This window comes from Streptomyces sp. NPDC127098 (assembly GCF_042722465.1).
Classification (GTDB): domain Bacteria; phylum Actinomycetota; class Actinomycetes; order Streptomycetales; family Streptomycetaceae; genus Streptomyces; species Streptomyces millisiae.
The window spans coordinates 1-25414 of sequence record NZ_JBHXFJ010000009.1 but is presented as its reverse complement, the minus strand read 5'-3'; the positions used below and the strand labels follow the sequence as shown (position 1 = coordinate 25414).

Here is a 25414-nt window from a genome sequence, read left to right as displayed (position 1 = left end):
GCGGTATGGACGGCGTGGAACTCGGCCAGGAGTTGCGGGCCCGCCGCAGGGCGGCGGGGCGGACCATCGCCTCGGTGGCGGCGGACGCGGGGCTCTCGGTGCCCTACATCGCCAACCTGGAGAACGGGCGGGGCAATCCGACGCTGGCCGCGCTGGCCAGGCTGGCCGAAGCGCTGGGCGCGCGGCTCGACGTCTCGCTCGCCGACGCCGGCACCGAGGACGAGGAGACGGCGGAGGCGCGGCGGCTGCTTCGGACGCCGCGGGCGCGGGCCGTCGTCGCCTCGCTGCCCGGCGGGGAGTCGCGCGTGCTCGCGGCGCTGACGGCGATCGCCGGGGCGGCGGGCCGATCCCCGGCCGAGCGCGACCTGGAGCGGCTGCTCGACCTCCTGCTGTTGGCGACCGACGAGCGGTGACCGCGACCTGGTGGCCGGTGGATTGACATGGGCGGGTCAGAGGGGAAGTCTGATGGAAGCTGGGAGGTGTTGTTCGCTTCTGTTCCTTCGCCGCGTCATTCGCCTGGAGGTCAACGATGACCGAGCACAACGCGCTGAGCCGTCGCCGGCTGCTGACCGGGGGTGCGACCGTCGCCGCCGTGGCGGCGGCCGGTGGCCTGGGGGCCGCCGGTCGGGCCCACGCCGCCGAGACCTGGGAGACCGTGCTCAACACGGACTCGTTCGCCAGCTACCAGTCCCTGGAGGCGAACTGGAACTACCGCTACCCGTGGGGCTCGGACCACAACGGCAGCGCCCGCATGTACGCCAGCCCGAGCGACCACAACCACGTCTTCCTCTCCGGCGGCGGGGTGTTGACCCTGCTGGCCACCCGCATCAACTGGGACGAGGGCACCAGCAGTTCCACGCCCCACCTGCCGATCCGCTACCACTCGGGCGCGATCCACGCCAAGCACCAGATCACCGTCACCAACCAGTTCCCCAACTACGAGGTGAAGGGCGAGTTCCAGGCGCCGAGCGCGCCCGGGACGTGGCCGGCGTTCTGGCTCACCGGGGTCAACAGCTGGCCGCCGGAGAGCGACATCCTGGAGTTCAAGGGCGACAACCGCAACTGGTTCAACACCTTCCGCACCTCGTCCGACGTCTCCAGCACCATCGTCCCGGTCTCCTCGCCCGGCAGCTGGCACGGCTACCGGGCCTGGATCACCAAGGTCAACAACACCGACGTCGACATCCACTACTACCTGGACGGCACCTGGAAGGCCGCGCACCGCGGCGCCGGCTTCGTCGGCAAGCCGCTGTGGCTGATCTACAACCTCCAGATGGAGGGCTCGTCCGGCAACTCGGGCCCGACGTCCGACACCTACTACCGGGCCCGCAACGTCTACATCGGCCGCACCCGGGTCAGCTGAACCGGACCGCGGCGGCGCGCAGCGCCACCCGGGCCGGGATCGCCGTGGCCAGCAGCGTGAGGCCCACGACCGCCGCCACCAGCGGCGCGTAGCCGGTCGCCGAGACGGCCGGGGCGACCCGGCCCGTCATCCCGCCGCTGAACGCGGCGAGCGTGGCCAGCGCGATGCCCGTGCCCAGCAGCACCGCCGTCGCCGCCACCGTCAACGACTCGAGGCGCAGCATCCGCAGCACCTGCCGCCGGCTGGTGCCGATCAGCCGCAGCAGCGCGAACTCGCGGGCCCGGTCGGCGGTCGCCATCGCCAGGGTGTTGACGGCGGCGATGGTGGTGAAGGCGAGCACCAGGCCCATGCCGAGGAACGCGACCTCGGCGTCGGCCCGCCGGCCCTCCGCCACCCGGTCGGCGAACGCGCCGCCGTCGCGCACCGCGAGCCACGGGAACTCCCCGACGGCTGTGGCGAGTTCGGCCGCGTCGACGGAGCCGTCCGTGGCCACCAGCGTCGCCTCGGCCAGCGGGTCGTCCACGTGCGCGGCCACCAGGCCACGGTCCAGGGTCAGTTCACCGAAGCCGAGCCGGCGTTCGTAGACGGCCACCACGGTCGGCGTCACCGGCGTGTTGTCGCCCAGTACCAGCGGGAACGCGTCCCCCGGCCGCAGCCCGTGCCGGTCCGCCACCAGCTCGCTCACCGCCACCCCGTCCTCGTCGAGGTCGGCCAACGAGCCGGCGACGACGCCGAGATCGAGCGTCTCGGCCAGCCCAGGCCCTGACGTGACGCCCTGCGTGCGGTAGCGGTCGAGCCCCGCGGTGCGGACCTCCGTGTGCGACACCTCGGTGACGGCGGTGACGCCGGGCACCGACCGCAGCCGGTCCCCCACGACGGTCGGCACGCCGAGTCCGCCGTCGGACACCACGGTGTGCTCGGCCACCACCCCGTCCCTGGCCTGCCGTTCGGCCGCCGCGCCCAGCGTCGGCTGGCTGAACACGATCACCGCGGCCATCGCCACCAGCAGCGTCAACGGCGTGATGACGGCCGCCAACCGGCGCGCGCCGGCCCGGGCGTGGTGCGCGGCCAGATGGCCCGAGACCCGGGAGAGCCGCAGCGGCACGCCGAGCACCGCGAACGCGCCCCTGGCCAGCACGGGTCCGAGCAGCGCCACCGCCACGCACAGCACCAGCACCGCGAGATAGGTGACGGGCGTGGCCGCCGGCTCGGTGCGCAGTGCCGACAGCACCACGAGCAGCACCACCCCGCCGGCGAGCACCAGGCCGCCGGCCAGCAGCCGGCCCCACGCCACCCCGCGCACGTCGACCGCCGACTCGGTCAGCGCCTCGGCCGGCCTGATCCGCGCCGTGCGCCGCGCGGCGATCCTGGCCGCGAGCCAGGCGGCGAACAGCGTGGCCAGCACGGCGGCCACGGCCGGGAACGGACTCGCCACCCGCTCCAACGTCTCGGGCACCGTGCCGAGTTCGGTCAACCTGGCGTGCAGCAGGGCCGCCAGCGGCTGCCCGGCCACCGCGCCGCACCCGCCGGCGAGCAGGCCGACGATCAGCGCCTCGCGGCCGATGAGCCGCCGCGTCTGACGCGGCGTCGCGGCGATGGCGCGCAGCAGCGCGAGCTCCCGGTGCCGCTGTTGGGTGGCGAGCGTCAACGTGCCGACCACGACCAGCACCGCCACCAGCAGCCCGGTGCCGCCGATGGCGCCGCCCATGCTGACCAGCCGCACCCGTGCCTGGGCAGCGTCCAGGAACTCGACCTCGCCGCGCTCGCCGCCGGTGCGCACCACGGCCGAGATGTCGCGCAGCGCCTCGCCGAGCCGGGCGGCCAGCTCGTCGGCCGTCACCCCCTCGGCGGGGAAGACGCCGAGGACCGTGTCCCGCCCGTCGTGTCCGGCGAGCCGCCGCGCCTCGTCCTCCGCGAAGAAGACCGCGGACTGCTCGGTGACGGCGCCCTCGGCCACCCCGACCACCGTGTACCCGGCCGGCGCGGCCGTCGCCTGCACGGTCACCGCGTCCCCGACGGCGATCCCGGCCCGCCGCGCGAGACCGGCGTCCACCACGATCTCGTCGCCCGCCGCCGGCGCCCGCCCGCCGTCCCGGACGATGAACGGCGTGAGCGCGGCAGAACTCCACGCGTGCCCCAGCGACTCGGGCCCGCTCGCGGCGCCGACCACCGCCGCCGGGAACGTGACCTCCGGCACCACCCGGCCGACCCCCGGCACGCCCGCCACCGCCCCGGCGGTGCCGGCCGGCAGCCAGGCGCGCTCGCTCACCGGCTTCGCCTTGTGCTTGACCTTGTCGCCCTTCCGCGTCTCGTGGCGCACGTTCTGGTCGGCGGCCACCACGACCGGCGCGGCGGCGTACCGCTCGGTCCCGATCTCGCCCCGCAGCCCCGTCTCCAACAGGCCGCCGCACGCCGTCACCAGGGCGGCCGCGCAGCACAGCGCCAGGAACGCCCCGACGAAGCCGGCGCGCCGGGCGCGCAGGGTCCACCACGCATAGCGCAGCATCAGGCCCACGCCCCCATCCGCGTCATCCGGTCCGCGACCCGCTCGGCGGTGGGCTCGCCCAGTTCCCCGACCAGCCGCCCGTCGGCGAGGAACAGCACGGTGTCGGCGTACGAGGCCGCCACCGGGTCGTGCGTCACCATCACCACCGTCTGGCCGCTCTCCCGCACGATCCCGCGCAGCAGTTCCAGCACCGACTTCGCGGTGACCGTGTCCAGCGCCCCGGTCGGCTCGTCGCCGAAGACCACGTCCGGCTCGGTGATCAACGCCCGTGCGATGGCGACGCGTTGCTGCTGACCACCGGACAACTCGGCGGGCCTGGCGTCGGCCTTCCCGCCGAGCCCGACCCGCTCCAACGCGGCCTCCACCCGCCGTCGGTCGATCCGCCGCCCGGTCAGCCGCAGCGGCAGGGTCACGTTGTGCCGCACCGTCAGCGCCGGCACCAGGTTGAACGCCTGGAACACGAACCCCACCCGTTCCCGCCGCACCTCGGTGGCCCGCCGCTCGTCCAGCCCGCTGATCTCCACGCCCCCGAGCCAGGCACGGCCGGCCGTCACCCGGTCGAGCCCCGCCGCGCAGTGCAGGAAGGTGCTCTTGCCCGAGCCGGAGGGCCCCATCACGGCGGTGAAGCTGCCGCGCGGTATCGCGACGCTCACCCCGTCCAGGGCCCGCACGGCCGAGCCGTTCCGCCCGTACACCTTGCTGACGCCGTCCAACCGGACCGCCGCCACGGTCGTCATCTCGCCGTTCATTCCGCCGTCTCTCCTGTCTGGCCTGCCTGGTCTGTCTGGTCGTCGGCCGGCTCGGCGAACGCGTCGGGGAACGCCAGGAACCGCGTGTACACCGTCCGGGCCCCCGGCGGCGTCTCGTCCGCCGGGCGCTTGTAGCGGTTGAGCAGCGCGATGTACGCCTCGAACAGCTCCCGCAGTTCGTCCGCCGTCAGCCGCACCGTCCCGCGCGAGTACGGGAGGGCGTCCGCCCAGCCTTCGGGCGCCGGCCGGCCCCGCAGCGCCTCGAAGGCCCGCAGGTCGGCGACGTACGCCAGCCGGTTCAGTTCGTCGACGGCGCTCCTGGTCTCCGCGTCCGCCCCGCCGCCCGCCGGGAACCGCAGGTCCCGCGCCCCGACCCGCCACCACCGCTCCCGTCCGTGCCCGGCCCCGGCCGCCTCCACGACGAACCCGTGCCGCGCCAGCTCCCGCAGGTGGTAGCTGGTCGCCCCCGAGTTCAGCCCGAGCCCCCGCGCGACCCGCGCCGACGTGGCCGGGCCGTGTACGCCGAGCCACTCGAGGATCCGCAACCGCCTGGGGTGCGCGAGTGCCTTGAGCCCGTCGAGGGAGGGGGTGAACGTCATGCGCACAGACTCCTGTGCACAGGGGTGTGTGCACGATCCGACGACCCCCAGGACCGGGGGTGGGGTTAACCCCCGTCCGTCCGGGTGAGCTCCGCGCCGCGCGGGCCGGTTCCTCCCTCGTGGCGCGGCGGCCGGTCCCGAGACTGGTCGGCAGCGACACCCCGAGGAGGGCTCCCATGGATCGGCTGCCGATCGTCTACGTGCGCGGGTACGCCGGGCCGACCGCCGGGATCAACGAGCAGGTGGACGATCCCTTCTACGGCTTCAACCGGGGCGCCACCCATGTGCGCGTCGGCGGCGACGGCGACCCGACGTTCTACCAGTTCGAGGGGCCGCTGCTGCGGCTGATGACCGACGAGGGCTACCAGTTGCTGGTCCGCGGCGACCAGCACCAGTACCTGCGGGGCGCCGAGGACGCCAGCGTGCCGCCCGCCTCGCTCTGGGTGTACCGCTTCTACGACCAGGCCGCGACCACCTTCGCCGCGCCGCCGCACGAGAGCCTGCCGGAGCGGCTGCTCGGCAAGCTGCACCGCCGGGTCACCGCGGACGGCTTCGACATCGAGTCGGCGGCGGCCGGCCTCTACGACCTCGTCGAGCTGATCCGGCGGAAGACCGGGGCGCCCAGGGTGTTCCTGGTGGCCCACTCCATGGGCGGGCTCGTGGTCCGCTGCATGATGCAGAAGGTCTGCTTCCAGGCCGACGCGGAAGGACACCCCCGCTCACCGGCGAAGGACCTGGTGGCGCGGTTCTTCACCTACGGCACCCCACACGGCGGCATCGCCTTCCGCCTGGCGGCCCTGGACCGCGGTGAGCAGGTCTTCGGCCCGGCCGGCTCGGACATCTTCGCGCCGGAGAAGATGTACGGCTACCTGGAGCCCAAGGCCCGCTTCGGCGACCTGCCGCCGCGCTCGGCCGACTTCGACCCGCAGCGCCTCCCCGAGCAGGCCTTCGACACCGACGACGTGTTCTGCCTGATCGGCACCGACCCCAGGGACTACGGCCTCTCCCGGGTGCCCGTCGGCCCCAGGAGCGACGGCCTGGTCCGCATCGAGCGCGCCTATGTCCGGGGCGCCCACCGGGCCTACGTCTACCGGTCCCACTCCGGCACGTACGGGGAGGTGAACTCCGAGGAGGGCTACCAGAACCTGCGGCGCTTCCTCTTCGGCCGCTGGCAGGTCCGCCTCGACCTCGCGGGGCTGCCGGGCGACCTGCCGGAGGAACCCGTCTGGCAGGCGGACGCGCGCCTCGTCATCCGCGGCCTGCCCATCGTCATGACCGAGCAGAGCGCCGCCCACTGGTGTCCCGTCCAACTCGGCGACGAGATCCGCCGCCGAGCCGGCAGCGGCGGGGCCGGCGTCGCCGTCCCGGTGGCCGGCACCTTCCTGCTCGACCGGGACCGCCTCCGCTACGCCCTCACCCTGCGCGTGTTCTCCCTGCGCGAGGACGGCGGCCGCCTCCACCTCGGCGAGCACCTGGAGCAGGTGCCCGCCTGGGCCGACACCCTCGTCGTGGACGTCCAGCCGGGCGCCGACGACGCGGGCCTCACCGCCTGGGCCGCCTGGAACAGCGCGGTCGACGGGCCGCCCGACCGCTTCGACCCCATCACCGAAGGGCTCCCCGACGGTGCGCGCGGACCGCTGGAGTGGCGGCGCGAGGACCGGGACCTGTTGGCCGACGTCCCGCTGCCCGCCACCGCCCGCGCCCTGACCGTCCTCGGCCCGGACGCCGCCCTGCGCCTCGCCGTCCGCGACCGGCAGGCCGCCGGCTGACCGCCTGCCCGGATGCCGGAAAGTAGGTGGCATCTACAACGATCCGCCGTACCCTGCCTCCATGAGCATCGACGCCCTCACCACCCGCGCCCCCCTGCCGCCGCTCGCCGGGCGGGTCGCGGAGGTAGGGGCCTCGCCGGTGCGGGAGATCCTGGCGCTGACCGCGCGGCCCGAGGTGATCTCCTTCGCGGGCGGGCTGCCGGCCCCCGAACTGTTCGACGCGGAGCGGATACGCGCGGCCTACGACCGGGTGCTGGCCGAGGCGCCACGCCGGGTGCTGCAGTACGCGACCACCGAGGGCGACCCCGCGCTGCGCGCCGCCGTGGCCGGGCGGCTCACCGAGCGCGGCCTGCCGACCGGGGCGGACGAACTGCTGGTCACGGCCGGCTCGCAGCAGGCGCTGACCCTGGTCGCCACCGCGCTGCTCGACCCCGGCGACGTGGTGCTGGTCGAGGAGCCGACGTACCTGGCCGCGCTCCAGTGCTTCGGCTTCGCCGGGGCCCGGGTGGTGCCGGTGCCGTGCGACGCGGACGGCGTCGACCCGGCGGCGCTCGACCGGCTGATCGCCGCCGAACGGCCGAAGCTGCTGTACCTGATCCCCACCTTCCAGAACCCGACCGGCCGCACCATGCCCGTCGAACGGCGGCGCGCCGTCGCGGAGTCGGCGGAGCGGCACGGGCTGTGGATCGTGGAGGACGACCCGTACGGGGAGCTGCGCTTCGAGGGCGATCCCGCACCGTGGCTCGCCTCGTTCCCCGGCGTCGAGGACCGCACGGTGCTGCTCGGCAGCTTCTCCAAGATCATGTCCCCGGGGATGCGCCTCGGCTGGCTGCGCGCCCCCGCCGCGCTACGACGCGCCTGCGTGATCGCCAAACAGGCCGCCGACCTGCACTCCTCAGCCGTCGACCAGGCCGCGGCCGCCCGCTACCTCGCCGACAGCGACCTGGGGGCGCACCTCACCCGGGTCCGCGCCGCCTACCGCGAGCGCCGCGACGCGCTGCTCGCCGGACTGCCGGCCGCGCTGCCGCCCGGCAGCACCTGGAACCGCCCCGAGGGCGGCATGTTCGTCTGGGCGAGCCTCCCGGCCGGGCACGACGCCACCGCGCTGCTGCGGACGGCGATCGCGCACGACGTGGCGTACGTGCCGGGGGCTCCGTTCTACGCAAGCGAGCCCGACCCGACGACGCTGCGCCTGTCGTTCACCACCCACACCCCCGAGGAGATCGCGGAAGGCCTGCGCCGGCTACGCCGAGCCTTCGGCTGACGGTTCTCCGCCGAGCGGCCACGACCGTGCGTCCACCGCCTCTACCGTGGGGAGCGAAAGGCCGCCGGGTCCGCCGAGCCGGCACCGGCGGCACCGGCGACTCGGTGAAGAGGTGAGCGGGCGCCCATGCCCAAGGCACGACGGTCCTCGTTGACGGCATGGCTGAGCACCCTCGACGAGGGGCGGTTGCACCGAGTGCTCCGCAACAGACCGGACGCCGCGGCGGCGCCGGAGCCGCGTGCCCTGGGGGAGTTGGCGGAGCGCCTCCAGCGCCCCGGGTCCGTGGCCCTCGCCGTGGCTCGGCTGCCGCTGCCCGCGCTGCAGGTGGCCGAGGCGGTCGCGGCGCTCGGCGAGCGCGGCGGTCGCGCCGGCCTGGCGGCGCTGTTGGGGCGTCGTGCCGAGCGGGCCGTCCGGCGCCTGGACGAGATGCTGACGACGCTGGCGGACCACGCGCTGGTCTGGCCGGCGGACTCCGGCGAGCTGCGGATGGCGACCGCGCTGCGAGAGGTGTGGGCGACCCCGCTCGGCCTCGACCAGCCGCTGGAGGCACTGCTTTCGGCGGCGACGTCCGAGGACCTGCGCGCCATGCTGGCCAAGCTCGGCGTCAAGGCGTCCGGCGACACCAAGGCGGCCCGGCTCGCGGCGCTGCGCGAGCACTACGGCTCCGCCGAGCGGATCCTCGCGGTGGTGGCCAAGGCGCCGCCCGGGACCCGGCGACTGCTGGAGCGGCGGGCCGCGGGCCCGCCGGCCGCCCGCCGGGGGATCATCTTCGGCTCCCCCGATCCGGTACCCGGGGCCGACTCCCGCTGGGCCGAGGAGCGTGGCCTGCTCCTGCGCGAGCGTCACGGGTACGGGCGGCCCCGGATGCCGGCCGAGGTGGCGCTCGCGCTGCGCGGCCCCGAATGGCGGGCGCCGTTCGACGCCGAGCCGCCGGCCGTCGACCTGGTCCCGGTCGGCGACGAGGAGGTGGCGCGGGAGGCCGCGGCGACCGCCGGGGCGTTCACGGCCCGCGCCGCCTCGGTGCTCAAGGAGTGTGCCGACCGGCCGCTCGCCGTCCTGAAGTCGGGCGGCGTGGGCGTCCGGGAGCTGGCCCGGCTCGCCAAGGCCACGCGGTGTGACGAGCCGGTGGTGCGGCTCGTCCTGGAGTGCGCGCACGCGTCCGGGCTGCTGTCCAGGACCGGGAACCAGGTCGTGGCGACCAGGGCGTACGACGCGTGGGCGGAGCACGAGCCGGCCGACCGGCTGGTCACGCTGCTCCGCGCCTGGTGGGGGCTCCCCATGACCCCGACCGGCGCCCGGGACGAGGAGGGCAGGGCCGTGCCGGCACTGGCCCCCTTCGTCTCCTGCGCGGGCTGCGCGCAGGCACGCCGGGGTCTGTACGACGCGCTGCGCGGGCTACCGGCGGGGCACGGGGCGGCGCGGCCGGCCGAGGTCGGCACGCTGATCCCCTGGCACCGACCGATGGCCGACGAACTCCCGCAGGACGCCACACCGTTCGCCTCCCTCATCGGCGAGGCGACGACGTTGGGCGTCCTCGCCGCCGGGGCGCTCTCCCCCCTCGGGTCAGCGCTCCTCGACGACGATCCGACGGAGCTCCTGGAGCGGGCCGGCCGGCTGCTGCCACCCGCCGTGTCCCGCGTCCGGTTCGGGTCCGATCTCACGGCCGTGGCCATGGGCACGCCGTCGACGCGGCTGTTGACGCTGCTCGACTCGGTCGCCGACCGCGAGTCCGACGGCACGGCCTCGCTGTGGCGGTTCAGCCCGGCGAGCGTCCGCCGGGCCATGGACGCCGGACACGGAGCGGCGGAGATCGAGGGCGACCTGGCGGCCATCACCGATCAGCCGCTGCCGCAGCCGCTGACCTATCTGATCGCCGACACCGCCCGCAGGCACGGACAGCTGCGCGTGGTCTCCGCGCTCTGCGTCGTCATCGGCGAGGAACCTGGACTGGTCGCGGAGATCGCCGCCCATCGCCGGCTCGCGAAGCTCGGCCTCCGCCGAGTGGCTCCGACGGTGGTGGTGGCGGAGGCCACGCCGAAGGACACGCTGGCCGCGTTGCGCGCCGAGGGTTACGCGCCGGTCGCCGAGACCGCCGCCGGCTCCCTACGCGTCGAACGCGCTCCGGCCGAGCGGGCGCCGGCACCGCTGCCCCGCGCTCGGACGGCCCAGGTCGGCGGGCCCGAGCTGCGCGCGTTGACCGCCGGCCTGCTCGCTGGCCCGGTGGACGCGCCCCAGCCCGACCAGGACCGGGAGCTGCCCGACGACTCCGACACCGCGGAACTCCTGGCCTGCAACGCCGAGCAGCTGTCCCTGGCCGACCGGCGTCAGCTCGCCCACGCCATCCACGAGGGCGAGGCCGTCACGATCGCGTACGTCTCGGGCGCGGGGGCGCACACGGTGCGCACGCTCAGCGAACTCGACCTCGACCCGCCGTTCCTCTACGCCTGGTGCCACCTGCGCGAGGACGACCGCGTCTTCGCCCTCGGCCGCATCCAGAGCGTCATGCCGGCGGCCGCGACCGTGATCGGTTAGCCGGGAACGCCGAAACGCCGTGTCGATCCGGGGGCCCGGAGGAACCGGGCGGCCGGATCGACACGGCGTGAGGTCCGTGTCCCGGGAGCGGTCAGGCGGCCTGCGGGCGGCGGGTGACCTTGCCGCTCTTCAGGCACGAGGTGCAGACCTTGACGCGCTGCGGGGTGCCGTCGACGACCGCCCGCACGGACTGAATGTTCGGGGTGAACTTACGCGGCGACCGCGCCTTGACCCGACGCGCGATGGCGTTCTTGCCGAGGCGGGAGACCCTGTTGCCGAAGGAGGGTTCCTTGGCGCACACATCGCAACGGTTAGACATTCGACTACTCTCCGTACGGGACCGGCCTTGATACTGCAACGACTACTAGCCCTCAGTGGGCATACATCCCTTTAGTCTAAGGCACTCCCGGGACGCCCCCGACCACCCCCGTCGAGGCAACCGGGCGCCCCTCCCAAACTTACACTTCCAAACTGGCAGACTTGGAGTGTAGAGTTTCCGGTGGAGGTGCCACATGCCCAAGTCCATGCGAACGATCGAGGTCGACGATGAGGTGTTCGCCTACCTGCAAAGCCGCAGTGAACCCCTTGTCGACACCCCCAACGACGTCCTGCGCCGCGAACTGTTGAACAGCGGAAAGCCCACCGGCGACGGCACGGGCGGCCGCAGGGCCGGGGCCCTCAAGCCCCTCATCGACGCCGGCCTGGTCGCCGCCGGAGACACACTCCGCCACCACCAGTCGCGGCTGAAGCGGACCCACGAAGCCACCATCACCGCCGACGGCTGGATCGAACTCCCCGACGGCCAGGTCTTCCCCCGGCCGTCGCCCGCGCTTCAGGAGCAGACCGGTAACGCCATCAACGGCTGGAGTCAGTACACGCACGTCCGCAGCGGAAGCCGCCTGGAGGACCTGCGCGACAAGCTCGCGCAGCGCCAGTCGTGACGCACCAGGAGACGCGACTCATCCGGTCGCACGTGAAAAGAGCTGTGCCCCGGGCTGTGTGCAAAGCAGTGACAGTACTCCGGGGCGCACTCCCCCAAAGTAACACGGACCGTCTATCGAGGGAGCGGCGATGGTGACGGCAGAAGAGGCCAAGCGGCTCATCGACGCGATCTCCGCCGAGCGGTTCCGCCCCTTCCTCGACGAGTGCGGCGGGGATCCCCTGGTGGCGCTGCGCCTCTACTGCTGGGACGGCGAGGCCTCCCGCGCCTTCCTCAGCCTGCTCCGCGACTTCGAGGTCGCGCTGCGGAACGCGCTGCACGCCAAGCTGGCAGGGCGCTACGGCCAACCCGACTGGTGGGCCTCCCCTCGCGTCCACCTGACCTTCAAAGGCCGCGAGCAGGTACGCGGCGCCGAGCAGTCTCTTGCACGGGAGCACGGGTCAGCGTTCGGGCCGAGCGACATGGTCGCCAAGCTGACGTTGGGCTTCTGGGTCGGTTTGATCGGTCGAGGCCAGAACTACGAGATGCAGTTCTGGAACCCCGCGCTGCGCCACGCGTTTCGCGGCTACCGGGGCCGGCGCGGCGATCTTCAACGCAAGCTCGACCACGTTCGCCGGTTCCGCAACCGGATCGGCCACCACGAACGCGTCTGTCACCGCCACCTTGACATGGACTTTGAGACCCTGCTTGAGCTCATGGGGTACGTCTCGCCGGAGAAGGCGGCCCTGCACCGACAGTTCAGCCAGATCCCGGAGGTGCTGGCCCGTAAGTCCAGGGTGCTGGCCGGCCTCGCGCCGGTGAGGCTGTGAGCCCATCACCGGTGCCGACCAAGCATCCCGGCCCACGTCCGCCCTCACCTACCGCGCTCTCCGCAGGGTGGACGCCGCCCCCAGCGCCCCCAGGCTCAACCCGGCCGTGCTGGCGAACGCCGCACCACCGTGCAGCACGGCCCGCGCCAGGGACGCTCCGTCCGCCGAGCTGAGGATGCCGGCGCAGAGTGCCACCACCAGGGAGAACAGTCCCACGATCAGCATCCACAGCACCCATGCGTGGCTCGTGGTCCGGCGGGCGACCGCATCGGACACGCTCTCTCCCGCCCGTCCGGGCGGCTGTGCGTCACTCATGCCCCAGCCCACCAGCGACGAACTGCTCGGCCAGTGTCAAGCGGGCGTGGCGCACGGCTAGCGCCAGCCGCTGGTGTGCCCGGGCCTGGGCCTCCAGGCTGGCGAGCGACCGACGGATGTCCCTTTGGGCGGCCAGGGGTGGCAGCAGGACGGGCAGGTGTCCGAGCGAGTCGGCGCTGATGGACGGCGCGGCCGTGGCAGCTGAGCGGTTCCGGATCCATTCCATGACGTCGGGGCGTGCGAGGTAGTCCAGCAGGTAGCCGGGGTCCACTTCAGCGTGGTCATGACGGCGAAGCCGCAGGAGGTTGGTGCTCTGCAGCCAGCCGTCCTGTGCCGACCGCACCATGGCCGGCGGAACCAGGGACCCGGTCCTGACGCACAGGATGTCCCCGGTCACCAGCCGGAAGCCGTCCAGCCTGCGGGCGTCCTCGGCCGACACCCGGACCTGGTCGGTGTCGCTGATGCGCCCGCCTTTCAAGTGCCTCGGAAACACGACCGGAACGTCACCATGGGCGATCCGCCTGTCGGCGGGCAGCCGGGTGTAGGACGGGCCGGCCTTGATGTGGCAGAGCTGCCTGAGCTCCACCCTGCTCCAGCCACGGGGCAGCCCGACTCGCTGGCCCTCCGGGGGGAGGATCAGTTCGAGGGGCGGGACACCAGCGTCCGCCGCCTCCCGGTCGGCCTCCGCCGCGTGGGCCTGTTGGCGTGCCACCTCGTCCAGTGCCTCGGTCAGAGGTGGTTTCCGGGAGGGGGTCGGTGGCTTACAGGTGAAGGAGTGGGCGGGCGGCTGCCGGGTCACCGACGTGTAATCCGACGGCGTCAGCGAGTAGCCCTGCTCGCGGAGGCGTCCCCGCCCGACGACTCCGCCGGTCACGACGCCCTCCCCACCACGTCTCCGCATCGCGGCGACGATGGCCTCCCTGTCCCCCTCCGCCAGCACGTTCCGACCTCGCCGCCGCGTGCCCAGGTCACGGGCGTCGAGGAACAGCACCTCGTCGCGGGGCTGAGCGGGATGCCGGAGGAACCAGAGGGAGACCGGCACGTCCGTGCTGGAGAACAGCCGCGGCGGCAGCGCCAGGACGGACTCGACCACTCCGGCCTCGACCATGTTCCCGCGGATCAACCGCTCCGCCCGGTTTACCGAGTTCCCGGCCTTGTTGGGCATCACGATCACGGCTCGCCCGCCTTCGCGAAGCGCCGCCAACGCATGCTGCACGTGGGCGAAGTTGTCGTTGCCGACCGGCGGCGCCCCGTAGGCCCAGTCCGCGCCGTCCCTGGCCTCCCCGCTCGAGTCGCTCATGTTGAAGGGCGGGTTGGTCAGCACCAGGTCCGCTGACACCCGTGCCCGCGTGTGAGGGCGCCAGGAATCTCGGGTGAACTGCAGGCGCGGACGGGCCCCCTGCAACGCCAGGTTCATGGTCGCGAGGCGCAGGGTGTCCTGGTGTGGGCTGTCTCCCACCACGACGGGCGCTGGGGATCCTGGCTTGGCCACCAGGCGCGCGGTCGCCTCGGCCAGCAGCTCACCTCCGCGTGTGTAGAAGTCGTACAAGGTGGGCGGGGGGCCGTGCCAGCCCGCCACCGTCAGGTCAGCGATCAACTGTGCGACGCCCCGTGGGGTGAAGAACTGTGTGCTTCGCAGCCCGGCCTGCCCCTCGTACTCGTCCAGGATCAACCGAAAGGCGCCCCGACCACACCGCTCAACGAGGCGCACGGCGCGAACCAGATCACCCATGGACCGGGGCTCCAGCCTGGAAAACACCTGGGCCATACCGGGCAACACCCCGATCCGACGCAACTCGCCGTCAGTCGCGGTCCCGATGTGACGGAGCAGCGCGGTAGCGCCATCCCGGCCCGATCCGGTGTCCACGAGCGTCTCCACGGTGGCCCAGGGCGGGCCGCCCTTGGCACACAGGAAGTTGAGCGACAGGAGCAGGCTGAGGTAGTCGACCATCGTCGCGGGCCCACGCACTCGGTCGGCCAGCCCGCCCAGCAGTTCCGCCACGGCCTGCTCGTTCGCCGACTGAGCCGATTGTGGTTCCGGATCCGTGACGACGGTCTCGGGCCCGCTCGTCTCATGCGCCGGCGAGAGCGTGACCGCCAGGCCCATCGCGCGGCGGGCCCGATCACCGTAGGTGCCGCCAGGCGCGTCCTCTTCCGCCCGCAGGTGGATGGGGACCACCCGGGAGTCCAACCAGCTCAGTACGGCGGACCGGTGAAAGTACTCGTCATCGCCGTTGCGCTCAGGGCGCGGGAAGCCCGGGTGACGGCGCTGCCAGTTGGTGACCGTTGGCCGGCCGACGCCGGCGACCCTCGCGATCTCCGACCTGGTCATCAACCGCTCCTCATGGCCCGACTCACTCATCGACATGCCCTTCCTGCCACACGCGTTCGGTGTCGGCTCTGAAAGGACGTTAGAGCAGTCGAAGACGCCACGGGTAATGCGCATTGGCAGTGCGCATGAGACCTCCCTGTTGGCCGCTGCACTCGCGACAGCGAGGGTTCCAGGCTGCTGAGAGGGGTTTTCTCGGCACCTGCGCGGTTGAGCACCATGAGGAAACGGTACCGAACTTCGAGAACGGTGTTTTTGGAACGGGAAGCACAACCGGGCTCGGCCGGCCGAGCCGGGGGCACTTCGCGCGTGCCCCCGACCACCCCCTCGGGCCGGCTACCACATGAGGGCGGCGTCCATCTCGGTCTGCCAGTAGGTGACGGCCGCCGCGTCGCCGACGAACACCTCGCCGCCCGGCAGCGGCAGGTCGACGAGCTCGCCCACCGGGTTGCCGTTGATGTCCATGAAGGTGAGGCTGAGGGAGGTCGAGGTGTAGCCCTCCGCCGAGTCGGCGGCCGAGGTGATCACGCCCGCGTACGCCGAGTCACCCGGCTCGAGCGAGACCACGGCCTGCGGAACGCTGTCCTCGACGAACGGCAGCGTGGACTGGGAGTTCTCGAAGCCCAGGAGGGGGTAGCTGAAGGCCTCGCACCGCTCGTCGCCGGTGTTGGTGACGGTGAGCAGCAGGTGGTTGATGGGCCGCTCGACCGGGGAGACGGTCACCTGGGTGTTCTGGTCGGCGCAGGGGATGACGGCCAGTTCGTCGCCCGCTTCGCCGTCCTCGCCCTGCCCGCCGCCCTCGACGAGGTCCTCGCCGTCCTCGGTGCCGTCGCCGTCGCCCACCTGGTCGCTGCCGCCGCCGGTGGTGCCGCCGGTGGCGCCGCCCGTGGTGCTGTCCTGCCCCGCGGAGGAGCCGGACTCCTCCTGACCCGCGTCGCCGCCCCCGACGAGTTCGTCGTCCTGGCAGGCGGTGAGCGAGAGGGCGGCCACGGCGGCGACGGTTGCGACGAGGGTGCGGGTGCGGCGGCGGAGCGTGAAGGCGTTCATGTGGGTGCTGCTTTCTCGTGTGGTCTGTCGTTCGATCCCGGCGGGTGGCCCGCCGGACGACCACAGCTTCTGCCGGTCTTCGTCCCGCCCACCAGCGACGATGGCCGGGACGGGGGGATGGGACGTTCGAACCCCCGGTGAGCTGGGAGGATGTGAGGCGCATCGAATGGCCCGCCGGGACGGTGGAACGAGGGGGAGACATGTCCGCGGACACGGAGATCGCCGATCTGGCCGCGCTGCTCGAGGAGTTGAAGGGGCGCTCGGGGCTGAGTTACGGCACGCTCGCCAAGCGGCTGCACCTGAGCGCCTCGACGGTGCACCGCTACTGCAAGGGGGACGGGCTGCCGCCGGAGTTCGCGACGGTGGAGCGGTTCGCGCGGCTCTGCAAGGCGAGGCCGGAGGAGCTGGTCGAACTGCACCGGCGCTGGATCGCGGCCGACACCGCGCGCGAGCGGGAACGCGAACAGCGGGTCCCCGCACAGGAGTCCCCGGCCGTCGCGCCGGTGGTGGCCGAGGAACCCGCGCCGCGGGAGCCGCCCGCGCCATCCGCCCGGCGGCGTTGGCGTCCCGCCCTCGTCGCCGGCGCCCTCGCCCTGACCGCGACCCTGACCGTGAGCGGAGGGCTGCTGCTCGCCGCCGGCGGCGACGACGAGTCGGACGGGACGAACGCGGCGGGGACGACGGAGACCACGGAGACGACGGAGACCGGGGAGACGGCGCCGGCGGATCCGACGGAGGCGGCGAGCCCGGAGGAGACGGCGGCGGCCCCCACCGGCCCGGACGACGCGGCGGACGCGGAGGACGCGGAGGGCACGGAGGATCCGGCGGGGGAGCAGCCACCCCCCGGCGGCGAAGGGCCGGCGCCGGTGACGGTGGCCACCCGCGCCCACGCGTTCGAGAACCCCTGTGGCAACCACTACCTGGTCGACGCGGAGCCCGAGTCCGTCCCGCCGCCGCCCGACGAGCCCGGCGCCCCCGGCTGGGCCCGCGCGATGGGCGCCGTCTCGGCCGAGCAGCAGTACATCGAGCTGACCGTCCAGGCCGCGGCCGACGAGACGGTGGTGCTGCGCGACCTGAGCGTCCGCGTGACCCGCACCGGCGACCCGCTGCCCTGGAACCTGTACACCGGGTACAGCGCCTGCGGCGGCGGCCCCGTCGAGACCACGGCCTACGACGTCGACCTGGACGCGGCCACCCCCCAGGCCACCGCCGCGGGCGGCCAGCCGGAACTGCCGCTCTGGGTGGACGAGACGGACCCGCTCGTCGTGTACGTCACCGCGCACACCGATACCCGGGACGTGGAGTGGTACCTGGAGCTGGCGTGGACCAGCGGCGAACGCGAGGGGGTGCTGGTGATCGACGACGAGGGGCAGCCGTTCCACACCAGCGCCACCAGCGGGCAGCCCGAGTGGGCCTTCCCGCTCGGCGGCACCGAGTGGTACGCGTCCGACGCCGGTTGAGCGGGCGAACGTGTCGTCGCGCAGCCCGGCCGGATCGGGCGGCGGGCGGCGTGGGGGTCGGCGGGGTGGCGGTGGTCGGCCGAGGCGCCGGAGCCGGCCGCCTGACCCGTTCGACGACGGAGGGCCGTGCGGCTACTCGATCCGCCGCGGGCGCACGCTCTCCAGCGTCGGGCGGACGGTCTTGAGCAGGTTGTCCGGCGAGAAGGTGAGGCGGTCGAGGGTGGTCTCGCGGTGGGTGCCGTCGCCGTCGGGGATCGCGAAGCGGTGGTAGGCGATGTACCAGTCGTCGGTGCCCGGCACGTTGAGCACCGAGTTGTGGCCGGTGCCGAGGACGCCCAGCGAGTCGTCCCGCCGCAGGATCACGCCACGCGAGGTGAACGGGCCGAGCGGGCTGTCGGATGTGGCGTAGCCGACGCGGTAGTTCGGGCTGCGGGTGTCGTCGATCGAGTACGTCAGGTGGTAGCGGCCGTCGCGCTCGACCACGAACAGGCCCTCGCGGAAGTCGGTCAGTCCCTCGATCCGGCGGACCTGGTTCGGGTCGTAGGAGACCATGTCGTCGTTCAACGGCACCGCCCAGGCCGAGCCGTTGCCCCAGTAGAGGTACGGCTGGCCGTCGGTGTCGGTGAAGACGGCCGGGTCGATGGGCTGGCCGCCGCCGTCCGGGTTGGCGGCGATCAGCGGCGCGCCGGAGTCGACGAACGGGCCGGTCGGGGAGTCGGCGACGGCCACGCCGATCTTGGCGTCGGCGCAGTAGTAGAAGTAGTAGCGGCCGTCGCGTTCGGCGATCGTCGGCGCCCAGGCCCGCGAGTCGGCCCAGGACACGTCGGGCCCGAGGTCCAGGATCACGCCCTCGTCCCGCCAGTCGACCAGGTTCCGGGAGGACCAGGCGCTGAACGTGGTGGAGCCCCATCCCGGGAAGCCGTCGGTGGTGGCGTAGAGGTAGTAACGGTCCCCGAACGCCACGATGTTGGGGTCGGCGGTGTACCCGGGCAGCACCGGGCTCCGCATCTCGACGGCGCGCACCGTCCAGCGCCGGGTGGCGCCCTCGGCCGAGGTGACGGTGTAGGTCACCGGCTCGCGCAGGTCGACCGGCCGGCCGCCGGGCGGGGAGATCCGCGCGCCGGGGGCGAGCGTGAACTCGGGGCGCAGCCGCCGCCGGTCGGTGCCGGGGACCACGGGCAGGGTGACGGTGTCGCTCGCGGTGTCGATGACGGCCGGCACCCGCAGCTGGCGGAGGTCGACGGCGCGCACGGCGGTCGCGTTGCCGGGCAGCGCGGCGATCTCGTCGGCGGACAGGGCCCGGTTGTGGAGCCGGACGTCCCGCATCCGGCCGGTGAAGCGGTGGTCGGCGGTGTACAGCGAGCGGCCCAGGTAGTTGGCGGTGGTGCGGCCGCCGGCGATGTCGGAGGGGCGCAGCGTCATCGCGTCGTTGCGCGCCACCTCGACGCCGTCGCGGTAGAGCACGGCGCTCGTCCCGTCGATCGTGTACGCGACGTTCACCCAACGGCCGCGTGGTAGGCCGCCGTCGGACGCGGCCTGCTGCTCGCGGGTCCAGTCGCCGTCGGAGAGCGCGGCGCGGAAGCCGCCGTCCTCGGTGCCGCCGGTGGCGAAGAGGTAGCCGTCGCCGCGCCCGTCGGCGGCTGTGTTGCCGAGGCCGAAGAGGAAGTAGGGGGTGCGTTGGGCGGGGTCCACCCACACGTCGGCGGAGACGGTGACGGCGTCGACGCCGGCCAGCAGGTCGTCGGGCAGCCGGACGTGCCCGTCCGTGCCGCCGAAGGCGAGTGCCCCGTCCGCCCAGCTCACGTCACCGGCGAGGGTGCCGTCATAGCCGTGCCCCGAGGCGTCCGCCGCCGAGCCGTCCAGCGGCCAGTGCGCGACCAGTCCTTCCTCGTCGGCCCGCACCGGCGGCACGCCCCAGCGCTCGGCGAGGCGGTCGTACTCGGCCTGGGTGACCGGCAGCACGGTGCCGTGCCGGGGCGAGGCCGGCAGCCGGTAGTCGGCGGACTCGGTCCACCGCCCGGACGCCAGGTCGGTGGTCTCGAACGGCACGTAGCCGCGCCCGCCGAACTCGTCGATGAACAGGTACCACTTCTCCTCGGTGTTGGACCGGAAGACGGTCGGCCCCTCGCCCCGGGCCAGCGCGCCGCTGCCCAGGCAGTCGGCGACGAAGTCCCAGGCGGGGTCGAGGAGATCGGTCGAGGACTCCTGGGTGACGAACTTGGCGCACGGGTTCGCGGAGGACGGGTCGCGCTCGTCCTTGGTGAAGCGGTGGAAGACGCCGTCCTCCTCGATCACCGTCGAGTCGATCACCGAGTAGCCGGGGTCGTGCCACACCGCGGGCTCGCTGAACGTCGTGAAGTCGCGGGTCGTCGCGTACATCATGCGGTTGTGGGTGTCGCCCGTGTGGTCCGGGTCGTCCTCGGCGTACAGCTTGGACGCCCAGAACACGACGTACGCCTCCCGCTCCGGGTCCCAGTACGCCTCCGGCGCCCAGACGTTGCCGGCGGTCGGCGGCGCGACCTCGACGGACCGCTGCGCGGACCAGTTCACCAGGTCGCGGGACTCCCACACCATGATCGACCGGCTGCCGTGCCGCTGCGCCCGGTCCCAGTCGCCGTCGCCGTGCATCCGCAGGTCCGTGGCGATCAGGTAGAACCGGTCGCCCTCCGGCGCCCGGATGACGAACGGGTCGCGCACCCCCAGGTCGCCGAGCGTGGAGCTGAGCACCGGGTTCCCGCCGTTCAACTCCTGCCAGCGCAGTGGGTCGTTGCCACGGCTGAGGGCGAAGTACACCTGCTCGCCGTCGGCCGTGCCCTCGCCGGTGAAGTAGGTGAAGAGGTAGCCGGCGTACGGCTCTTCGGCCTCGGAGGTGGCCTGGGCCGGTGCGGGGAGGGCGAGCAGGGTGGCGATCAACGCCAACGCGCCGACGAACGCGGCGCCGAGCCGGGACGACCGTCGTGTGGGGGGCATACCGCTCAGTATCCGAACTGAATGACCACGGTCAAGATTGTTCGCGCAAGGACTCGCACAGAACCGAACACCGCGGGCCGGTCAGTCCGCCCAGTGCACCACCCGGCGCGTCGTGGCCGGGGCGGCGCCGGCCGAGGCGAGCCCCCGGGAACGGCCGGCCGGCACGGCGCGATCACGGCCCCAGGAGCGGATCTCCTCGATCTGCTCGGGGTTGGTGCGGCTGAGCGGCGAGGTGTTGGCGAAGGTGTCCTCCACGAACGACGGGCGCAGCTGTTCGGGACCACCACCGAGCAACACCTCGGCGCCCACGTCGTGCAGCGCCGACTCGATGTCGGAGCCCGCGAACCCCTCCGACAGGTCCACCAGTCGAGCCACCTGCTCGGGGTCCGGCTCGGTCCTGACATAACGCCGGTAGTACAGCTCGATGATCTCGGCCCGGTCCTGCTCGTCCGGCAGGTCGACGAAGAACAGCTCGTCGAACCGGCCCTTGCGCAGCAGCTCGGGCGGCAGGCTGCGCACCTCGTTCGCGGTGGCCACCACGAACGCCCGGGAGGTGGACTCCTGGAGCCAGAACAGGAACTGCCCGACCACGCGCTGGTTGACGCCGTTGAAGTCGTCGCGCCCCGCCAGGCCCTTCTCGATCTCGTCGATCCACAGGACGCACGGCGCCACCCGGTCCGCGGTCTGCAGAGCCTCCCGCATCCGCCCCTCGGACTCGCCGAGGAACTTGCCGTGGATGCTGGCCATGTCAAGTCGGTAGAGCGGCAGTTGCCACTCGGTGGCGATGGCCTTGGCGGACAGGGACTTGCCGCATCCGGGCACACCGACCAACAACACCCCGCGCGGCGGGCGGAGTCCGGTGCCGCGCAGGTCGGCGTGCATCAGCTCGTGCTTCCTGCTCAACCAGGTGCGGAGGTTGACGAGCCCGCCGACCTGGTAGTCGGCCTCCTGGAGGTGGATGCGTTCGAGCCCGGCCAGGTCGCTGAAGATGCGGTCCTTGTGCCGGGCCACCGTGAGCACGTCGTCCTTGGTGACCGCGCCCTTGGAGACGATGGTGGCGACGAGGTTGATCGCCTCCGCCTCGGTCACCCCCCGGAGGAACTCGGCGGCGCGACGCCTGTCCTGCTCGTCCCACTCGATGGGCACGACACCCTCGTGGTCGTCGAGGAAGCTCCGCAGCGTGCCGTACATCTCGTCGGCGTCCGGCAGGTCGAGCTGGATGCTCATGCCGAGCCGCTGGAGCCCGCTCCAGATCGGCTTGTCCGTGATCAGCACGAGGCTGCCGGCGTTGGCGTCCGCGAGCCGTGCCAGCTCCGCCACATGCCGGGTGAACTGCGTGTCCAGGTCCAGATCGTCCGGGTCGACGAGGATCAGCGTGGCGTTCGGGCGACTGGTGAACTGGGCGGCGGCGAACTCCATGGCCCCCGTGAGCGAACGGTCGTCCTGCACCGTGGCGTTGGACCGCAGGTCACGCAGGCCCGTGGCCCGCGTGTAGATCCAGAACGGCATCGCCCCACGACGACTGTCCGTGGCGACCTCGCGCACCAGCCGCAGGGCCCGCTGCTGCTCGATGGTGCGGACGCCGATGACCGGCACCCGGGCGTTGAGGAAGCTGTCGAGATCGCGCCGGCTCTCGGCGTAGTTGGTCATCGTCGCCTTCGTTCCAACGTCATGTGTGGTTCCCTGGGCCGGCGCCCCGGGATCAAGGACGGATCACCCGACGGCGCGTCGGCGCCGCCGGGTCGTAGGTCCAGCCCGCCGCGGCCGACGGCCGGTCGGTGTCCTCGGCGAGCACGGCCGTGAGCGGGTTGTCGCGCAGGGTCCGCAACCGCGCCTCCACCCAACGGGGCTCGGTCGCGGTCTCGGGGCGGCGTGCCAGGTCGCGCTCCAACTCCTCCTGGAGGCGAGCCACCTGGCCGTCCACCAAGCGGAGGAGGCGTTCGCGCAGCTCCGCGGGCAGCCCGGGGTGCGCGGCCAGCGCCCGCACCCCGCGCAGCCCTTCCCGCGCCTGGGCGAGTGCCCGGCCCACGGCGAACTCGTCGGTCTCCGCGCTCATGGCCGCCGTCAACCCGTCGGCCCAGGTCTGCAGGCTGGTCGAGATCGCCTCGGTCAGTCGGTTGGCGAGCCGCGCCCAGGTGCCGGCCGTGAAGTCGTCGCGGGCCAGGGCGGGAAGCCGGTCCGGGTCGGGCCGCGCGCCACGCGCCCACTGCTCCAGGTGGTCGGCCCACGCCTGGTATCCGCCACCGCGTCCCCACAGCTCGCTCACGCGTCGTCCGCTCCCGGTCGGCGCACGAGGATCTCGCCGGGCGGTGCGGGAGACCAATCGGGCAGGCTGTCGACGACGCGCCGGAGCCGGCTGGTGAGGCGCTCCTCGGGCGCCCCGGACGACGCCCGGGTGGCCCCGGCGGCCCAGGTGTCGTTGGCCGCGGGGCGGCGGGGTGTGGTGGGCGAGGTCATCGGCCGGCTCCCTGCGGAGAGGTGACGGTTCGCTTCTCGAACGGGGTGGGCGCCTGGTCGGCGGTCGGGAGCGAGGCGATGAACGCCCTGACCTCCGCGCCGACCGCGTCGGCGGCCTGGAACCGCGACTGCCAGTCGGTCAGTTCGGCTCGCGCCTCGGTGAGCTGCCGCAGCGACTCGCCCTTGGCCTTGTCCAACAACTCCCTTGCGAGGCGAAGGGCCTTCGCCGCCCGGTCGACACGCCCCCGTAGCACCAGCCCTCCCGCGGCGCCGACCCCGACGGCGAGCAGCGCGGCGAAGCCGAGGCTGAACTGGCCGATCCCGAACAGGATCAGGACCAGGGCGGCGCCCAGGGCGATCGCGGGCCCCCGCCACTGGTAGCGGAGCGACTCGACGAACGGCTGGCCGTGTCGGTCCCAGTGCGCCGCGAGATCGGCCTGGAGCGCCTCCAGCGGCTGGACGAAGGAGCCCGTCCAGGGCGGCAGGGCGAACGTCCGCGCACCGACCGTGTGCGAGGCGCTGAAGATGACGCGGACGTCGGCCGGGATGGCGCTGCGGTAGGCGAGGCCGAACTCGTCGAACGCCTGCGAGACGAAGGGGTGGCAGGCCGCGACGGCCATGCGCTGGGTCGCGGGCGACACCCCGATGCTGTCCGGTCTGAGGGCCGACGTCGTCTGGACGGTCAGGTAGTCGAGCGTCGTTCCCAGTGCCGCCGACTCCCGGTCGACGGCGGCCCGCGCGGCGGCCAGGTCGCCGCCCGCGTCGATGATCGCCTCGTTGAACGCCAGGTCGCGGCGGAGCGGCAGTTCCTCGGTGTCGTACTCGGAGACCAGCCGGTCGAGGATGTCGTCCACCGCGTCCTCGAGCCGGTCCATCGGCGTCACCTCGCGGTCCATCACGGCGCGGTACTTGTCCTGGAACGCCCGCTGGGCCCGCGCGCCGCTCAACACCGCGTCCAGGGCGCCCCACTCGGGCGACAGGGCGGCGAGCCGGGGGAAGTCGGCCGCGGCGCTCGGCGCGCGCAGCGACTCGATCTCCGCGCGCCACAGGTCGACCTGCCCCGCGGCGGTGGTCTCGTCGGTGAGCAGCCGTTCCCGCCAGGTCCGCGTCCGCTCGCGCAGCATCTCGCGGCCGGCACCGCCGAACGCGCCCTGGGAGATGGACTCCAGGATGACCGCGAACTCGCGCCCGAGCCGGCTCGGGTCCTGTGCGTTCAGGAAGTGCCGCAGCCAGCGGGTCGCGGCCTCCTGACGGCCCTGGCGGCGCAGGACCAGCGCGAAGAACAGCGAGGTGCGGCCGGCGGAACGACGGAACGCCTCGTCCACCGCGCGGGCGCACAGGTCCTTCTCGTCCGCGGCCCAGGCGGCCAGCGCGACCAGCACGGGCGCCAGCCAGTAGCGCGGGGCGCTGAGCATCAGCTCCTCGCTGACCGACCGCACCGCCTGCTCCGACACGAGCCCGACGTCGAAGGCCTGCAGCATGCCGACGGCGGTGCGGCGGACCACCTTGTGGTGCCCGAAGGTGTGCTCCAGGTCGTCCTTGACGACGCCGATCCGGGTCTCGGCCCGCTGCATGTTGCTCGCCCGCTGCGCCTCCTGGACGAAGGCGAGGAAGTCGGCGCGCAGCCGATGCAACTCGTCCTGGGTCTGCGCCTGTCTGGCGTCCACCGCGGACACCTGGCCGGAGACCAGGTTGACCTGCTCGCCCAGACGTAACACCCGGTTGTTGACCTCGCGGACCTGGGCCCGCAGGACGTGGTCCACCTCGCTCATCGTTCCTCCACCCGTACGGTCATCGTCCCGCCCCGCCCCCGGGTCCGCGTCGCGCCCCCACCACTTGACCGTCCTCGTGCACGGGCAGCAGCAGCCCGTCGTCGAACACCTCGACCCAGGCATAGGCGCCGGTGCGCACGAGCATCCGAGCCGACTCGAAGGGCGCCGGCATCGGCTCGGTCGGGCCGTAGTGCCGCACGATGCTGCCCAGCAGGTTGAGGGTGTGGTCCACGTAGGGCGGCCCGAGGCGGCAGACGGCGACGAAGCCGAGCGGAACGCTGCCGTGCGCCGTCGCGTACTCCTCGCACAGCGCGGCGACCAGCCCCGCGCGTGCCGCGTCGTCGACCCCCGCGTCCAGGCGGCGCACCACCCGGCGGGCCGCCTCCGAACGCGGTCGGCCCAGATCGGTCGTCCGCGCCGGAGGGGTCCGCCGCGGGCCGGCGGGCCGCACCCCGCGCCCGCCCCCCCCCGCCCCGGCGCCCCGCCCACCCATCAGCAGCGGTTGGTCTTAAAAGACCACAAGAAGCACGACA

General features: G+C 73.3%; 21 protein-coding genes. 8 read left to right on the top strand and 13 right to left on the bottom strand.

Annotated elements, in window-relative coordinates; genetic code table 11:
- The first annotated feature begins 5 nt into the window (after positions 1–5).
- On the top strand, positions 6–413 hold the full coding sequence (locus ACFWI8_RS08555; protein ID WP_387087337.1) for a helix-turn-helix domain-containing protein: 408 nt from the start codon (positions 6–8) through the stop codon (positions 411–413).
- Between the two features lie 116 nt (positions 414–529).
- Positions 530–1363, top strand: coding sequence for a glycoside hydrolase (locus ACFWI8_RS08550; protein WP_387087335.1), 834 nt, complete (start codon positions 530–532; stop codon positions 1361–1363).
- Here the strand turns inward: ACFWI8_RS08550 and ACFWI8_RS08545 are convergent.
- Genes ACFWI8_RS08545 through ACFWI8_RS08535 form a run of 3 tightly spaced genes read right to left on the bottom strand, consistent with a single transcriptional unit; the run spans position 1356 to position 5217 of the window.
- Positions 1356–3869 carry an ABC transporter permease gene (locus ACFWI8_RS08545; RefSeq protein ID WP_387087333.1) on the bottom strand — a complete coding sequence of 838 codons (2514 nt, stop codon included), beginning with the start codon at positions 3867–3869 and terminating at the stop codon, positions 1356–1358. The two genes, ACFWI8_RS08550 and ACFWI8_RS08545, sit on opposite strands and share 8 nt — an antisense overlap.
- Entirely contained in the window at positions 3869–4618 is a 750-nt protein-coding gene (locus tag ACFWI8_RS08540; RefSeq protein ID WP_387087331.1) for an ABC transporter ATP-binding protein, read from the bottom strand. Before ACFWI8_RS08540 ends, ACFWI8_RS08545 begins: the two co-directional genes overlap by 1 nt.
- Positions 4615–5217: an ArsR/SmtB family transcription factor gene (locus ACFWI8_RS08535; RefSeq protein WP_387087329.1), complete on the bottom strand. Its 603-nt coding sequence runs from the start codon at positions 5215–5217 to the stop codon at positions 4615–4617. The genes ACFWI8_RS08540 and ACFWI8_RS08535 overlap by 4 nt, the downstream gene beginning before the upstream one ends.
- A 176-nt stretch (positions 5218–5393) precedes the next feature.
- Here ACFWI8_RS08535 and ACFWI8_RS08530 point away from each other — a divergent pair, with 176 nt between their 5' ends.
- From ACFWI8_RS08530 to ACFWI8_RS08520, 3 genes are all read left to right on the top strand, one after another.
- Positions 5394–6986, top strand: a complete 1593-nt coding sequence (locus ACFWI8_RS08530) for a hypothetical protein (RefSeq protein WP_387087327.1) — start codon at positions 5394–5396, stop codon at positions 6984–6986.
- A gap of 61 nt (positions 6987–7047) precedes the next feature.
- Positions 7048–8250, top strand: a complete 1203-nt coding sequence (locus tag ACFWI8_RS08525; protein ID WP_387087325.1) for a PLP-dependent aminotransferase family protein — start codon at positions 7048–7050, stop codon at positions 8248–8250.
- A gap of 126 nt (positions 8251–8376) precedes the next feature.
- Positions 8377–10782 carry a helicase C-terminal domain-containing protein gene (locus tag ACFWI8_RS08520; protein WP_387087323.1) on the top strand — a complete coding sequence of 802 codons (2406 nt, stop codon included), beginning with the start codon at positions 8377–8379 and terminating at the stop codon, positions 10780–10782.
- Positions 10783–10873: 91 nt separating this feature from the next.
- Here the strand turns inward: ACFWI8_RS08520 and rpmB are convergent, their stop codons facing one another.
- Positions 10874–11101, bottom strand: coding sequence for a 50S ribosomal protein L28 (gene rpmB / locus ACFWI8_RS08515; RefSeq protein ID WP_311596171.1), 228 nt, complete (start codon positions 11099–11101; stop codon positions 10874–10876).
- Between the two features lie 193 nt (positions 11102–11294).
- On the opposite strand from rpmB, the gene ACFWI8_RS08510 reads away from it, so the two are divergent.
- Both ACFWI8_RS08510 and ACFWI8_RS08505 read left to right on the top strand, forming a co-directional pair.
- The gene (locus ACFWI8_RS08510; RefSeq protein ID WP_387087321.1) at positions 11295–11723 is read left to right on the top strand and encodes a hypothetical protein; all 429 of its coding nucleotides are present in this window, start codon (positions 11295–11297) and stop codon (positions 11721–11723) included.
- Positions 11724–11853: 130 nt separating this feature from the next.
- Positions 11854–12531: a hypothetical protein gene (locus ACFWI8_RS08505; RefSeq protein ID WP_387087319.1), complete on the top strand. Its 678-nt coding sequence runs from the start codon at positions 11854–11856 to the stop codon at positions 12529–12531.
- 48 nt (positions 12532–12579) lie between these two features.
- Here ACFWI8_RS08505 and ACFWI8_RS08500 read toward each other — a convergent pair whose 3' ends face one another.
- From ACFWI8_RS08500 to ACFWI8_RS08490, 3 genes are all read right to left on the bottom strand, one after another.
- Positions 12580–12807: a hypothetical protein gene (locus tag ACFWI8_RS08500; RefSeq protein WP_387087317.1), complete on the bottom strand. Its 228-nt coding sequence runs from the start codon at positions 12805–12807 to the stop codon at positions 12580–12582.
- Positions 12808–12838: 31 nt separating this feature from the next.
- A complete protein-coding gene (locus tag ACFWI8_RS08495) occupies positions 12839–15292 on the bottom strand; it encodes an N-6 DNA methylase (RefSeq protein WP_387087315.1) in 2454 nt (817 codons plus the stop codon).
- Positions 15293–15511: 219 nt separating this feature from the next.
- Entirely contained in the window at positions 15512–16222 is a 711-nt protein-coding gene (locus ACFWI8_RS08490; RefSeq protein WP_387087313.1) for a DUF4232 domain-containing protein, read from the bottom strand.
- Positions 16223–16422: 200 nt separating this feature from the next.
- Here ACFWI8_RS08490 and ACFWI8_RS08485 point away from each other — a divergent pair, with 200 nt between their 5' ends.
- Positions 16423–17682, top strand: a complete 1260-nt coding sequence (locus ACFWI8_RS08485) for a helix-turn-helix domain-containing protein (protein WP_387087311.1) — start codon at positions 16423–16425, stop codon at positions 17680–17682.
- Between the two features lie 132 nt (positions 17683–17814).
- On the opposite strand, the gene ACFWI8_RS08480 is transcribed toward ACFWI8_RS08485, so the two are convergent.
- From ACFWI8_RS08480 to ACFWI8_RS08455, 6 genes are all read right to left on the bottom strand, one after another.
- On the bottom strand, positions 17815–20652 hold the full coding sequence (locus tag ACFWI8_RS08480; RefSeq protein ID WP_387087309.1) for a family 43 glycosylhydrolase: 2838 nt from the start codon (positions 20650–20652) through the stop codon (positions 17815–17817).
- 81 nt (positions 20653–20733) lie between these two features.
- The gene (locus ACFWI8_RS08475; RefSeq protein ID WP_387087307.1) at positions 20734–22302 is read right to left on the bottom strand and encodes an ATP-binding protein; all 1569 of its coding nucleotides are present in this window, start codon (positions 22300–22302) and stop codon (positions 20734–20736) included.
- Between the two features lie 52 nt (positions 22303–22354).
- Positions 22355–22918, bottom strand: coding sequence for a hypothetical protein (locus ACFWI8_RS08470; protein WP_387087305.1), 564 nt, complete (start codon positions 22916–22918; stop codon positions 22355–22357).
- Positions 22915–23109, bottom strand: a complete 195-nt coding sequence (locus ACFWI8_RS08465; RefSeq protein WP_387087303.1) for a hypothetical protein — start codon at positions 23107–23109, stop codon at positions 22915–22917. The genes ACFWI8_RS08470 and ACFWI8_RS08465 overlap by 4 nt, the downstream gene beginning before the upstream one ends.
- The gene (locus tag ACFWI8_RS08460; RefSeq protein ID WP_387087301.1) at positions 23106–24881 is read right to left on the bottom strand and encodes a hypothetical protein; all 1776 of its coding nucleotides are present in this window, start codon (positions 24879–24881) and stop codon (positions 23106–23108) included. The genes ACFWI8_RS08465 and ACFWI8_RS08460 overlap by 4 nt, the downstream gene beginning before the upstream one ends.
- A 19-nt stretch (positions 24882–24900) precedes the next feature.
- Positions 24901–25251 carry a hypothetical protein gene (locus tag ACFWI8_RS08455; RefSeq protein ID WP_387087299.1) on the bottom strand — a complete coding sequence of 117 codons (351 nt, stop codon included), beginning with the start codon at positions 25249–25251 and terminating at the stop codon, positions 24901–24903.
- Positions 25252–25414 lie beyond the last annotated feature (163 nt).